The 12,404-nt window shown below is 61.1% G+C and carries 11 protein-coding genes and 1 tRNA gene; 3 read left to right on the plus strand and 9 right to left on the minus strand.

Annotation, left to right across the window (positions count from 1 at the left end):
• Positions 1-17 precede the first annotated feature (17 nt).
• From MHX63_RS06555 to MHX63_RS06580, 6 genes are all read right to left on the minus strand, one after another.
• Positions 18-791, minus strand: coding sequence for an amino acid ABC transporter ATP-binding protein (locus MHX63_RS06555; RefSeq protein ID WP_269944676.1), 774 nt, complete (start codon positions 789-791; stop codon positions 18-20).
• A gap of 8 nt (positions 792-799) precedes the next feature.
• On the minus strand, positions 800-1,747 hold the full coding sequence (locus MHX63_RS06560; RefSeq protein ID WP_239387779.1) for an amino acid ABC transporter permease: 948 nt from the start codon (positions 1,745-1,747) through the stop codon (positions 800-802).
• Entirely contained in the window at positions 1,744-2,700 is a 957-nt protein-coding gene (locus tag MHX63_RS06565; RefSeq protein ID WP_239387780.1) for an ABC transporter substrate-binding protein, read from the minus strand. The genes MHX63_RS06560 and MHX63_RS06565 overlap by 4 nt, the downstream gene beginning before the upstream one ends.
• A 33-nt stretch (positions 2,701-2,733) precedes the next feature.
• A complete protein-coding gene (locus MHX63_RS06570) occupies positions 2,734-4,158 on the minus strand; it encodes a PepSY domain-containing protein (protein ID WP_239387781.1) in 1,425 nt (474 codons plus the stop codon).
• A gap of 69 nt (positions 4,159-4,227) precedes the next feature.
• The gene (locus MHX63_RS06575; RefSeq protein WP_239387782.1) at positions 4,228-4,839 is read right to left on the minus strand and encodes a TetR/AcrR family transcriptional regulator; all 612 of its coding nucleotides are present in this window, start codon (positions 4,837-4,839) and stop codon (positions 4,228-4,230) included.
• 125 nt (positions 4,840-4,964) lie between these two features.
• A complete protein-coding gene (locus tag MHX63_RS06580; protein ID WP_239387783.1) occupies positions 4,965-5,828 on the minus strand; it encodes an ECF transporter S component in 864 nt (287 codons plus the stop codon).
• A gap of 278 nt (positions 5,829-6,106) precedes the next feature.
• Here MHX63_RS06580 and MHX63_RS06585 point away from each other — a divergent pair, with 278 nt between their 5' ends.
• On the plus strand, positions 6,107-6,328 hold the full coding sequence (locus tag MHX63_RS06585; RefSeq protein WP_239387784.1) for a hypothetical protein: 222 nt from the start codon (positions 6,107-6,109) through the stop codon (positions 6,326-6,328).
• A gap of 119 nt (positions 6,329-6,447) precedes the next feature.
• Here the strand turns inward: MHX63_RS06585 and MHX63_RS06590 are convergent.
• Positions 6,448-6,521 (minus strand) — tRNA-Leu (locus MHX63_RS06590).
• A 75-nt stretch (positions 6,522-6,596) separates the two neighbouring features.
• Between MHX63_RS06590 and polA the strand changes: the two genes are divergently transcribed.
• Positions 6,597-9,176, plus strand: coding sequence for a DNA polymerase I (gene polA, locus MHX63_RS06595; RefSeq protein ID WP_239387785.1), 2,580 nt, complete (start codon positions 6,597-6,599; stop codon positions 9,174-9,176).
• Positions 9,177-9,194: 18 nt separating this feature from the next.
• Here the strand turns inward: polA and MHX63_RS06600 are convergent, their stop codons facing one another.
• Positions 9,195-10,100 (minus strand): DUF368 domain-containing protein, encoded by a 906-nt coding sequence (locus MHX63_RS06600; protein ID WP_239387786.1) that lies wholly within the window; start codon positions 10,098-10,100, stop codon positions 9,195-9,197.
• Positions 10,101-10,362: 262 nt separating this feature from the next.
• Here MHX63_RS06600 and rpsA point away from each other — a divergent pair, with 262 nt between their 5' ends.
• Positions 10,363-11,829, plus strand: coding sequence for a 30S ribosomal protein S1 (rpsA, locus tag MHX63_RS06605; protein WP_005295768.1), 1,467 nt, complete (start codon positions 10,363-10,365; stop codon positions 11,827-11,829).
• Between the two features lie 116 nt (positions 11,830-11,945).
• Here the strand turns inward: rpsA and MHX63_RS06610 are convergent, their stop codons facing one another.
• Positions 11,946-12,221 (minus strand): hypothetical protein, encoded by a 276-nt coding sequence (locus tag MHX63_RS06610; RefSeq protein WP_239387787.1) that lies wholly within the window; start codon positions 12,219-12,221, stop codon positions 11,946-11,948.
• Between the last annotated feature and the right edge of the window lie 183 nt (positions 12,222-12,404).

The following is a 12,404-nucleotide window of genomic DNA, read 5'->3' on the forward strand; positions in this document are numbered from 1 at the left end:
CCCCCTCATTTTCACCCTTAGAGCAGACTCGATAGGAACTCTTGGGTGCGTTCGTGCTGCGGATTTCCAATGACTTCCGCGGCCGGACCGTGCTCCACGATCACGCCGCCGTCCATGAAGGCAACTTCGTCGGCGACTTCGCGTGCGAATCCCATCTCGTGGGTGACTACCAGCATTGTCATGCCGTCGTCGGCCAGGTGGCGCATTACGTTCAGCACTTCGCCGACCAGCTCGGGGTCCAGCGCGGAGGTCGGCTCGTCGAAGAGCATCAGCTTCGGTCGCATCGCTAGCGCGCGGGCGATGGCCACGCGCTGCTGTTGTCCGCCGGAGAGCTGCACCGGGTAGGCGTCGGCCTTGTGGGCGAGCCCCACCTGGTCCAGTAGCTTGCGGGCGTGCTCGATTGCCTCGTCCTTGTTTTCGCCGCGCACCTGCACGGGTGCCTCGATGATGTTCTCCAGCACTGTGCGGTGGGTAAACAGGTTGAAGTGCTGGAACACCATTCCAATGTCCACGCGCTGCGCCGCTGCCTGCTTCGGGGTCAGTTCGTAGAGGTTGCCGTTCTTTTCGCGGTAGCCGATCAGCTCGCCGTCTACTTCGATCCGCCCGGAGGTGACCTTCTCTAGGTGGTTCACACAGCGCAGCAGGGTGGACTTACCGGAGCCGGAGGGACCGATCAGGCAGGTCACTCCACCGCGGGGGACTTCCAGGTCGATGCCTTTCAGAACGTCGAGTCGGCCGTAGCGCTTCCACACGTTCTTGATGGCAATCATCGGTGCGTTGGTTTCAGACATGGTGGTTACTAGTCCTTCTTTTCGTTCGGCCCGACGGTGATATTGCGCGGGGGCACGCCTTCGGCGTCAGCAAGGGCGGCGAGTTGGCGTTGCGTGAGTTGGCGCGAAGATCCGCGAGAGAAGTAACGCTCAACGTAGAACTGCGCAATCATCAGAATGCTGGTGATCACCAGGTACCAGGTGGCGGCGACGAGCAGCAGCGGGACTGGCTGGAATAGCGAGTTCGAAATGTCGGTGGCGCGGCCGTAGAGCTCGGCGGTGTAGGGAACGGCAATTACCAGCGAGGTGGTCTTCAGCAGCGAGATGAACTCGTTGCCTGTCGGCGGGATGATGATGCGCATTGCCTGCGGCATTACGGTGCGGCGCATGTTCTGCCCCCAGGTCATGCCCAGTGCTTTCGAGGCTTCGGACTGTCCTTCGGGCACGGCCTGGATGCCGGCGCGGACGATTTCTGCCATGTAGGCGGCTTCGTTCAGGCCGAGGCCCAGCACGGCCAGGATGAAGGCATTCTGCAGTGCTTGCTCGAGGTTGATCTCGGTGAAGCCCACGCTCACGGACTGGTAGAGGGAGCTCAGCAGGCCCCAGAACACCAGCTGCACGTACACGGGCGTGCCGCGGAAGATCCATAGGAACAACCACGCCACACCTTGCAGCACGGGGTTCGGCGACATGCGCAGGATTGCGACGATAGCGCCGATGACCACACCGATGATCATCGCCAGGATCGTCAGCGCGATGGTGTGCATCGCCGCCTTTACGATGCGGGTATCCAGCAGGTACTGGAAGTAGGTGTCCCAGTGATAGGCCTCGTTTTGAGCTGCGGAGATGATGAACCACACCACGAGCGCCGCGAGGATTACCGCTGCGATCCAGCGGCCGGGGTGGCGTAGCGGGATGGCTTTGTTCTCGGTGGGGCGCCTACGCTGCGTTGCGGAGGAGGCGTTTTGGTTGCTCACTTGGTGCCTTCTTTCGGTTCGAGCGTGTGGGGCAGTTGGTAGGGCTTGAGGTTGAACGTCACTGCGTCTAGCCCGCCGTTTTCGAGTTCCCATTGTTTGAGGATGGCCTCGTATGTGCCGTCGTTCATCATGGTCTGCATGGTTGCGGCCAGGGCTTTTCCAAGCGGGTTGTTCTTTTTGACGCCCATACCGAACGGGGCGGTATCGAAAGGTTCGCCAACCCGCACCAATTTGCCGTCAGAGCGGGCGATGGCGAAGTCGATCACTGGCGAGTCGGAGCTGTAGGCGTTCGCCTTTTTCAGAATGGTGGCGGTGGCAGCGGCGTCGGCCTTTTCGTAGACCAGCTTTTCAATCGGCTCTTTGCCCTGGGCTTCGCATTCGTCGGAGCGTCCCTGCACCTCGTCCGTGTCGGAGTAGGTGCCCTTCTGCACGGCGACCTTCAGGCCGCAGGCGTTGTCGGGGTCGATGTTGTCCTCGTTGCCGGGCTGGGTGGCCCAGGAGATCCCGGCGTTGTAGAAGTCGACGAAGTCGTAGTTTTTCTGCCGCTCTTCGGTGTCGGTGAAGGCGCTGGCTCCGACGTCGACGGATCCGGCGCTGATGGCGGGCAGGATTAGGTTGAAGTCCATTTGGTTGACTTCGACGTCGAGACCCATCATGGAGCCGGCGGCGCGGATGAGGTCCATTTCGAAGCCGATGATGTTTCCGTCGGAGTCTTTAAACTCGTTGGGCGCGTAGGGCGGGTTGGTGCCGACGGTGATTTTTCCCTTGGCCTGGACGTCCGGGGGCACGAGGGCGGCGATCTGCGGGTTCTTCGCCGGGAGGATTTCCTCCCAGCCTTCCGGGTTGCCGAGTTCTTCGTTGGTCACACACCCCGCCAGCGATGCTGAGAGCAGGATCGCAAGGGTGCCCTTGGCCACGGTACGGGCCAGAGAGCGTGGGTGGCTATGTTTCATACCGTGGATTATATCGGAGTATGTGAATATTCTTTAATGGCTTTCGGCAGTCACGGGAACCTTCTCTTCGCCGCCTAGTCCGGTGTCTTGCGTGCCCTCAGCCGCCGCGTTGGGCCTGCCGGTCTTTTTTCCGCCGAGGAAGTCGAGTGCCAGGGAGATGCCGAACAGGATCGCGCCACTAACAGCGAATAGGGGAGCGATCACGCTGTATCCGCCGAACAGGATCACTAGCGCTACCCAGTGCTTCCAGCTGAATTCCTGGAGGTCCACACGGGCGCCGTTGGTCTTGCCGCCGCGCCGGCGCCACCACATGATGTACCCGTACACCACGAGCGCGCCGATGCCCAGAGCGAGCAGTGCCAGTGCAATCTGGCTGACCAGCCCGAATAGGGTTCCCATGTGTAGCTGGATGATCCAGCTGGTCAGCTGGGCTGCGATGGGCCAGGAGCTAAACGGCAGGCGGTCGATAACTTCGCCGTTTTCACCGTTTACGGTGATCGCATCGTTGTGCATCTTGTACGCCTGGCGTGGTTCGCTGACCGTCCAGGCCTGGCCGGGCGCGCTCGGGGGAGCCATCTGCAGCGTGCCGGTGAGTCCCTCGTTGCGGCCAACTTGGAGGGCTGTATCGGCCTGTGCCAGGTCGATCTCTGCAGTACCGCCGTGGCCCGTGTGGCCTGTGTGACCTGCGTGCTCGCCATGGCCCGCATGACCAGAGCTGCTGTCTTGCGCAGACTGTTCGCCGTTGATGCTCGTGTTCGGTTCGGGTGCCATCCAGTTCAGTTCTTCGCGGACAGCTGCGATGTTGTCGCCTGCGAAGTGGGACCAAGTTAGTCCGGAGATGCACAGGAAGATCAGTCCTGGTGCGGCCACCAGTCCGATGAGGGTGTGGCGCTGCATGGCCTGGCGGCGGGACTTCTTCTTGGGTTTGCGCTGATTCTTCTGTTTGCGCATGAACCACCACATGGCCACGCCGGTGGCGGCTATGGGGCCTAGCCACGTGGCGGCGGTTTCGGAGTAGACGCGGCCGGGTTCACCGAGCCACAGGTTGCGGTGGCCTTCGGAGAGCCAGGCGCGGAACGGTAGGGAAGAAGCGCTCCCGTACTGGGTTAGCTCTCCGGTGATGTGCAGGTCGCCCGGATCCACGAACACTGCTCGAGTGTAGCTTTCCGAGGGCAGAGTTGGATCGGCGAAGAGCACTCGGGTGGTCTTGCCTTCCTCGTCGGGGATCTGAACCTTAGCGACGTCGAGGTCGGGGTGGATGCGCTTTGCGGCCTCGATCTGCTTGGCTACCGGTTGTGCTGGGCTGCTTGAGGTGGCAGTCAGCTCAGATTTGTAAACCCACGTTTCGATGGTGGGGGCGAGTGCGTAGAAGAAGCCGGAGAAAGCGGCTACAAGGATGAGGGGTGCGATGAAGAGTCCAGCTAGCGTGTGGACTCTGCGAATAATTCTGCGAGACATGCTCCATTAGTCGCATGCCTGGCGGGATCGGTTCCCAATAGCGACAAGCGGGGTAGCGCCCGGGGGTGGCTAGTAGGAGGGACGGTCCGTCTCAAGTGCTTGGAACACGAAGTCCAACTTTTGGTCGAGGATCCGCAGCGTGATCTCCTCGTCGTCCTCCCGGTCAGCAGGCAGTGAATCTGTCATTGCGAAGAGCTCAAAGGAGTGCCTGAAAGGCCCGGAGCTGAACACGAAGTTCGTGATCACGTCGATGGCGAACAGAGCCTGTCCGCGGCTGAAGCCAGCGTCATTAAGCCTTCCCAAAAGGTTCGTGATGCTTTCCCGGAAGGCGAAAAGGCTGTTCGGGCAGCTCAGTAAGGCCTGTGCGAGCCCCGGGTAGGTAGCGCACATCCGCGCTAGATAATAGGCGTAGTCCCGGAGTAGTTCCTTCCAATCGCCCTCAGTGGTAAGCGCTGTGGCTTCGGTGATGTGCTCGATGCAGGCGGTCAGAAGGGTGTCGCGGCTGTAGATTCGGTACAGCGCGGACGTGGCCACTCCCAGGCCTTTGGCCACCTCTGACATGGTGAATTTATCTAGACCGATTGCGAGAGCCTGGTTGATGACGTCTTCGCGGTCAAAGGTTGGCTTCGGGCCGGTCTTGCGGTGAGGGCGTTTTCCCTCTGCGGGAAGCGGAGTGGACATGCAGTGAACATTAGTTCATTTTTTATCTATGTTGCTAACAGCTACCCCCGTGAAGAAAACAAATGCCCCTGCTCTTTAAACGTTAAAGAACAGGGGCAGCTGTGGTGCCGTTTTAGTCTTTTAGACTACTGCGGGTTCTGGGGGTTCTGAGGGGCCTGCGGGGCGTTGCCCTGCCAGCCCTGGTTCGGCTGCTGGCCGAAGTTGTTCTGACCGTAGTTATTCTGGTCAAAGTTGTTCTGCGGCTGCTGGCCGTAACCCTGCTGGGCGAAGACCTGCTTCGGAGCTTGCGGGTTGTTCTTGCGGTCGTTCAGCAGTGCGAGTACACCAAAGGCGATGATGGCGATGGAAGCCAGCAGGATCAGGATCAGACCTGCGCCGACGCTTACGTTCACAACGTCCTCGTCAAAATCACCGGCCTTAGAGCCGATGCTGGCCCAGTCGATGATGGCGATCAGCAGCAGGATGGCGCCGATGGCGATCACCGGAATGGCGCGCCACCACTTCTGGGCCAGCTGCTCTACGAACAGGTAGGCTGCAATTCCGCCGATGACGATCAGGGACAGGAACATGGTGAGAATGCCGTCACCGTCGGTGCCGGAAACCGTGACGGTGCCATAGAACGGAACCGAGACCTTGCCCCACGGCATAAAGCTGCCGATGAAGCTGACGAGTGCCGCAGCGGCTGCACAAACCAGCCACAGAACGGACTTGTTGGAGAAGTCCAGGTACTTGCTGATGTCGAACTGCCCGCCCTGGCCGTTCTGCTGGTTCTGGCCGTTGAAGCCCTGCTGGTTCTGGAAGTTGTTCTGGCCGTAGCCGTTCTGTGCACCCTGCTGCGGAGCGCCATATGCGTTCTGGCCTTGCTGCTGCGGTGCCGGGTTCTGCTGGCCGTAGGGGTTCTGGTTCCAGTCCTGGCCCTGCGGCTGCTGCGGTGCACCGTTGTTGCCGTTGTTGGCCGGGTCGTTGGAACCGAAGTTCTCGTCCGTCATGGTTCTCCTCGCGTCACGAAAATGTCTTAGCAGTCCTTAAGAAAGGGCTGCGTGATTTCTTCGCGATTTATATTAACGGACAACCTTCGAGCTCGACGGGTTTGGTGATGGTCGCGGCATGTCGGGGGTGCTGCTCTTTTCTTATTGACGCCTACATTTCAACGAACGAACAATCTTCTCACGTATTCAGGGTGTGTTGCCTAAGCTTCCAATCTTGCATGCGTCCGTGGAATATAATCACGGGAAATGCTGTAGTGCTGCTCGGAAAGGAAGACACCATGAGTGTTTTGCACGACTATCTCGCGGGTAAGGCGACCGCGGAGGATGTGAAGGCCGAGGTTGCGCGCCAGAGGGTAGGCATGTGCAAGGAAAAGCCACCCTACAGGCAGCCAGACTTGAACGATGTGAAGTGGACGCCACCGTCAATCTTCGAGGACGTGACCATCGCACAGGCACTGGGAAAGCTCAGTAGGGAAGAGGCGGATTACCTCTTGGAGTAGTTCTGGAACGCTGTGGTAGAAGGTTTTCGTTGATCCGCTCGAACAACTGAACGGGTCAATGTTAAGCAAACCCCCGCCTGACCAGCATTTACGCTGGTCGGGGGGCGGGGGTGAAATTGTGCCCCAGGTGAGACTCGAACTCACACTGGACGGGTTTTGAATCCGTTGCCTCTGCCAATTGGGCTACTGGGGCGAAAAGTGCTTACCGGAGCATAATACGCCACGGCCTTTCAGCGAACCAAAACCGCACTCCGTTAGAGTTGAGCGCATGGCTAAACTCCTTCTCCTCGATGGGCATTCGTTGGCGTTCCGCGCTTTCTACGCCCTACCCGCAGCCAATTTTTCCACCGTCGGTGGCCAGCACACCAACGCGGTGTACGGCTTCCTTGGCATGTTCCTCACCCTCATGGAGAAGGAACAGCCCACCCACGTCGCCGCCGCGTTTGACCTGTCCGGCCCCACATTCCGCGAGGAATCCTTCCCGGAGTACAAGGCGCAGCGCCCGAGCACGCCCGAGGAGTTTAAGGGTCAGATCGAGCTGATTCGTCGCACGCTCGAAGCGTTGGGCGTCACGACCCTAGATAAAGAGTCTTACGAGGCCGACGACATCATCGCGACCCTAGCTACCGAGGGTGCCAAGGACGGCATGGACGTGCTGATCTGCACCGGCGACCGCGATTCGTTGCAGCTGGTCTCCGAGGATGTGACGGTGCTGTACACGCTCAAGGGGGTCTCTGAGCTGCATCGTTTCACCCCACAGGCCGTCGAAGAGAAGTACGGTGTGACCCCCACCCAGTACCCGGACCTCGCGGCGCTGCGCGGTGATACCTCCGACAACATGCCCGGCGTGCCCGGCGTGGGCCCGAAGACTGCGCAGAAGTGGATCGCCAAGTACGGCAGCCTGCAGGGCGTGATCGACAACATGGATGACATCGGGGGGAAGGTCGGCGCCAACCTGCGTGAAAACATCGACAATGTGGTGCTCGCGCGCGACATTACGGAAATGGTGCGGGATCTTAAGCTTGTTGATGATTTGGACGCCCTCAGTCCCCACGACATCGATCCCAACGAGGCGCTCGGCATGTTCGAGGAGCTGCAGTTTGGCACTGGCCTGCGCAATAGGGCATTCAAGATTATGGGCGTGGAGTTCGCCGATAGTGCCGCTATCCCCGTCACGGTGGAGGAGCTGAAGCCGGGGAAGCTGGGCGCGTGGCTGAAAAAGCGCACCCGTGGCACGGTGGTGGACGTGGATGGCGAGCAGCTGACCCTGCTGGACCGCGACAACGTCGCCATCGTTCAAGACCTCGCCGACGTGGACCCGAAGGACGAGAAGGCGCTGGCGGAGTGGCTGGCCAACCCGCAGGCCACGAAGTGGCTCCACGACTCCAAGCAGACGTATCACACACTGCAGAATCAAGGCTTAAAGCTTGACGGGGTAGAGCATGACACGTCCTTGGCTGCGTACCTGCTGCGCCCCGACGTGCGCACTCTCTCCCTGGCGGACGTGGTGCAGCGCCACGTGGGTCACGAACTGTCGGAGGGCGCCACCGGCCCCGAGCGCGCCCAGGCTGTCGCCGAACTGGTGAAGGCCCTCACTCCAGAGATCGAGGCTGCCGGCCAGGCCGAACTATACTTTGACCTGGAAGTCCCCCTGGCCCTGATCCTCGCGGCCATGGAACATGCGGGCATTGCTGTGGACGGCGCGGCGCTGCAGGAGCTTTCCGACGACTACGGCGCACGCCTTAACGAGGAGATCGCCGCCGCCCGCGAACTGGCGGGGGAGCCGGAGCTGAACCTTTCCTCCCCGAAGCAACTGCAGAAGGTCCTCTTCGAGACCTTCGACTTGCCGAAGACGAAGAAGACCAAGACCGGGTATTCCACGGCCGCCGCGGAGCTGGAGAAACTGGCCGCCCAGTCCAACCACCCGTTCCTGGGGCACCTCATGGCTCACCGCGAGTACCAGAAGATGAAGTCCACCATCGACGGACTGATCGAGGCCGTGGGCGACGACGGGCGTATCCACACCACCTTCAACCAGAAGGGCGCGGCGACGGGTCGCCTGTCTTCCTCCGATCCGAACCTGCAGAACATCCCCGTGCGCACCGACGCCGGCCGCAAGATCCGCGCCGCGTTCACAGTCGGGGAGGGCTACGAAACTCTGCTGACCGCCGACTACTCCCAGATCGAGATGCGCGTGATGGCGCACCTCTCGGAAGATGCGGGTCTGATCGAGGCATACGCCAGCGGCGAGGACCTACACAACTACGTTGGCTCGCGCGTGTTCGACGTTCCGGTCGATGAGGTCACCCCGGAGTTGCGCCGCCGGGTGAAGGCGCTGAGCTATGGCCTGGTCTACGGCCTGTCCGCCTTCGGCCTATCCCAGCAGCTGAAGATCAGCGCGGGGGAGGCGAAGAGAATCATGGATAACTACTTCGAGCGTTTCGGAGGTGTGAAACGCTACCTCGACCACGTGGTGGAGGTAGCCAAGGAAACCGGCTACACGGAGACTCTCTACGGCCGCCGCCGCTACCTGCCGGAGCTGAATTCCTCCAATCGTGTGGCCAGGGAGAATGCCGAGCGCGCCGCCCTGAATGCCCCCATCCAGGGCACGGCCGCGGACATCATCAAGCTGGCCATGCTGCGCGTGGATCGGGAGATCACCCGCCAGCAGCTGGCTTCCCGTGTGTTGCTGCAGGTCCACGATGAACTCGTGGTGGAAGTCGCGCCCGGCGAGCTGGAGCAGGTCACCGAGCTAGTGGAGCGCGAGATGGATGCCGCCGCCCAGTTGCGCGTACCGCTGGATGTCTCCGCCGGCACGGGCGATAACTGGGATCTGGCAGCGCACTAGCCACGCACGCCAGCCGCGTTAGCTGGCGTCTGCCTGCGTGGTCTTCGCGTTCGAGGCCCTCTCGGCCGCCAGCATCGCCACGACGATCACCGCACCCAGCAGGAACAGTCCGATCGCAGCGCCCAGGTGTTCGCCCGGCGCCTGCAAGTTCGCGTCCCCGTCCTGCCACGGCCATAGCGCACGCAGGGAACCCAGCATCAGACCCGTCATTACGAACAAAGTGATGGTGCGGTGGTTGTTAAGCAGGTACTCCAGCAGGCGCACAAAGCACACGATGCCGGTGATCGCGCCCAGGAAGAACACGCCGAGGTAGACCAGGTTCCTATCGTCCACCGCCGCCATCGTCGCGGAGTATAGGCCCACGGCCAGCAGGAAGAAGGAGCCGGAAACACCCGGCAGCACCAGCGCACACACTGCAATCGCCGCAGCCACGAAAACCCACAGCAGGTTCGGGTCGGACTGCGGGGCGCTGGTAACTCCCGTCAGGAAGAACGTGGCCACTGCCGCCACAACCAAGCCGAGGATCGCCATCGGCAGCCTGCGGCGTACGTCCTCCTTATCCGTCATGCCAATCGGCACGGCCAGGGAGAGCAACACCATGCCGAAGAACAGCGCGCGCGAGTGCACCGGCTTGTCCGTTACGAAGCTCTCCATCACACCAGCCAGCGAAAGCACCACGGCCGCCATGCCTACCAACATGGGGAGCAGTAGCATCCAGTCCAGCGTCTTGTACTGGGCAAACGCGGCCTTACGATCCTTCGGCAGCTTCTTCGTCGCATCCAGGAAAAGGTTCGCCTGGTGCAGCACGCGCTCGTACACGCCGGTAACCAACGCGATCGTGCCGCCGGAAACTCCCGGGACGAGCTCGGCCATGCCAATCAACCCGCCGCGGACCATATTTACTAGTATTTGCAGTATCTTCATCGCGCCCAATCGTACTGCACGTCTTGGACAACCCCGGCTCAACTCGCGGCCGAAAGTCCATGTTTGCGCTGTTCACTGTGGTCGTGTAGCGTTATGCGCGTTGTGCGCTCTCTTTTTGATTCTTTAGGACGCCCCCACGTGGAGCTCCTAGAGGCTACCCGCCAGGTAATTGACGCTGGTGGTGGCGTCAAAAAGCAGGGTTTGCAGAACTAGAGTAACTGTCCATCTTCTATTTCTATTCGTTTCGAAAGACATTCAACATATGCCCACCAACAACGTCCCTCAGGTAGCCATTAACGACATTGGCTCCGCTGAGGATTTCCTCGCTGCCGTCGACTCCACCATCAAGTACTTCAACGATGGTGACATTGTCGAGGGCACCGTCGTCAAGGTCGATCACGACGAGGTCCTGCTGGACATCGGATACAAGACGGAGGGTGTCATCCCTTCCCGCGAGCTGTCGATCAAGCACGACGTTGACCCGGGTGAGGTTGTTGAGGTCGGCGACGAGATCGACGCTCTGGTTCTCACCAAGGAAGACAAGGAAGGCCGCCTGATCCTGTCCAAGAAGCGTGCACAGTACGAGCGCGCTTGGGGCACGATCGAGGAGCTCAAGAAGAACGAGGAGCCGGTCACCGGTACCGTCATCGAGGTCGTCAAGGGCGGCCTGATCCTGGACATCGGCCTGCGCGGCTTCCTGCCCGCCTCCCTGGTGGAGATGCGTCGCGTCCGCGACCTGCAGCCCTACATCGGCCAGGAGATCGAGGCCAAGATCATCGAGCTGGACAAGCACCGCAACAACGTTGTGCTGTCCCGCCGCGCATGGCTCGAGCAGACCCAGTCCGAGGTCCGCTCCGAGTTCCTGCACCAGCTGCAGAAGGGCCAGGTCCGCAAGGGCGTTGTCTCCTCCATCGTCAACTTCGGCGCATTCGTCGATCTCGGCGGTGTCGACGGCCTGGTTCACGTCTCCCAGCTGTCCTGGAAGCACATCGACCACCCGTCCGAGGTTGTCGCAGTCGGCGACGAGGTCACCGTCGAGGTTCTGGATGTGGATCTGGACCGCGAGCGCGTGTCCCTGTCCCTGAAGGCAACCCAGGAGGACCCGTGGCGCGTATTCGCACGCACCCACGCCATCGGCCAGATCGTGCCGGGCAAGGTCACCAAGCTGGTTCCGTTCGGCGCATTCGTCCGCGTCGAGGAGGGCATCGAGGGCCTGGTTCACATCTCCGAGCTGGCCGAGCGCCACGTCGAGGTTCCGGATCAGGTTGTTGGCGTTGGCCAGGACGCAATGGTCAAGGTCATCGACATCGACCTGGAGCGTCGCCGCATCTCCCTGTCCCTGAAGCAGGCTGATGAGGACTACACCGAGGAGTTCGACCCGTCCAAGTACGGCATGGCCGACTCCTACGACGAGCAGGGCAACTACATCTTCCCGGAGGGCTTCGACCCGGAGACCAACGAGTGGCTCGAGGGCTACGACGAGCAGCGTCAGGCATGGGAGGAGCGCTACGCAGAGTCCGAGCGTCGCCACCGCCTGCACACCGCTCAGATCGAGCGCAACCGCGCCGCAGCTGCCGAGGCCGCTGCAAACGGCGAGGGTGGCTACTCCTCCGAGACTCAGACCGAGTCGGCACCGGCTTCCTCCGAGGCACCGGCTCAGGACGCTGGCACCCTGGCTTCCGACGAGCAGCTGGCTGCTCTGCGCGAGAAGCTGGCCGGCGGCGAGTAAACCACTCGACACCGCTAGCAGGGACCGCTGCTTAACCAGCTAGGTCCGCGCGCTAGAACTTTTAAAGGCATCCACTTCGGTGGGTGCCTTTTTGTTTTTCGTAGGTGCGCTTTTGGCTAAAGCATCTGAATGACAGTGGCGGCGCCGATCGTGACTACAAGCATGATGGCTGCGATAATTGCGGAACCCATGAGGATTTTGACGGTTCGCGGTGTCACACTCGGCTGAATTTCACCATGCCGGATAGCTTTGCCCGCGATATCCATGCGCAGCTTGTGCGCCTGCACGGCAGCGCGATGGTCCTTCTTTGCTGGCGTGGCGGTAGATGAAGTAGACGACGTAGGAGAAGCCGCAGAGGCGCTCTGACTTACGTCGTGCTGTTGGATAGACATGGGGGGCTCCTTCTAGCTGGCCGCGTGCCTTAAAGGTATGGCCTCAGCTCTGGTGGGAGTTGGATACGGATTTCTGGTGAATCATTCGCGGGCGGCTTGGGTGCTGGAGCCTTGGGAGGTTTGGGTGCCGGTTTCGCAGGAGGCTTAGAAAGGGGTGGGGCAGTTTCTGTTACCGTCTCTGGC

Source organism: Corynebacterium sp. ACRQK (genome assembly GCF_022345965.1).
In the GTDB taxonomy this organism is placed as follows: domain Bacteria; phylum Actinomycetota; class Actinomycetes; order Mycobacteriales; family Mycobacteriaceae; genus Corynebacterium.

Bases quoted from the DNA above. Each gene is read 5' to 3' on its own strand.
- MHX63_RS06555 (WP_269944676.1), bottom strand. From the start codon at position 791: ATGTCTGAAACCAACGCACCGATGATTGCCATCAAGAACGTGTGGAAG.
- MHX63_RS06580 (WP_239387783.1), bottom strand. From the start codon at position 5,828: ATGACGGACGAGAACTTCGGTTCCAACGACCCGGCCAACAACGGCAAC.
- MHX63_RS06600 (WP_239387786.1), bottom strand. From the start codon at position 10,100: ATGAAGATACTGCAAATACTAGTAAATATGGTCCGCGGCGGGTTGATT.
- MHX63_RS06565 (WP_239387780.1), bottom strand. From the start codon at position 2,700: ATGAAACATAGCCACCCACGCTCTCTGGCCCGTACCGTGGCCAAGGGC.
- MHX63_RS06585 (WP_239387784.1), top strand. From the start codon at position 6,107: ATGAGTGTTTTGCACGACTATCTCGCGGGTAAGGCGACCGCGGAGGAT.
- MHX63_RS06575 (WP_239387782.1), bottom strand. From the start codon at position 4,839: ATGTCCACTCCGCTTCCCGCAGAGGGAAAACGCCCTCACCGCAAGACC.
- MHX63_RS06570 (WP_239387781.1), bottom strand. From the start codon at position 4,158: ATGTCTCGCAGAATTATTCGCAGAGTCCACACGCTAGCTGGACTCTTC.
- MHX63_RS06610 (WP_239387787.1), bottom strand. From the start codon at position 12,221: ATGTCTATCCAACAGCACGACGTAAGTCAGAGCGCCTCTGCGGCTTCT.
- polA (WP_239387785.1), top strand. From the start codon at position 6,597: ATGGCTAAACTCCTTCTCCTCGATGGGCATTCGTTGGCGTTCCGCGCT.
- rpsA (WP_005295768.1), top strand. From the start codon at position 10,363: ATGCCCACCAACAACGTCCCTCAGGTAGCCATTAACGACATTGGCTCC.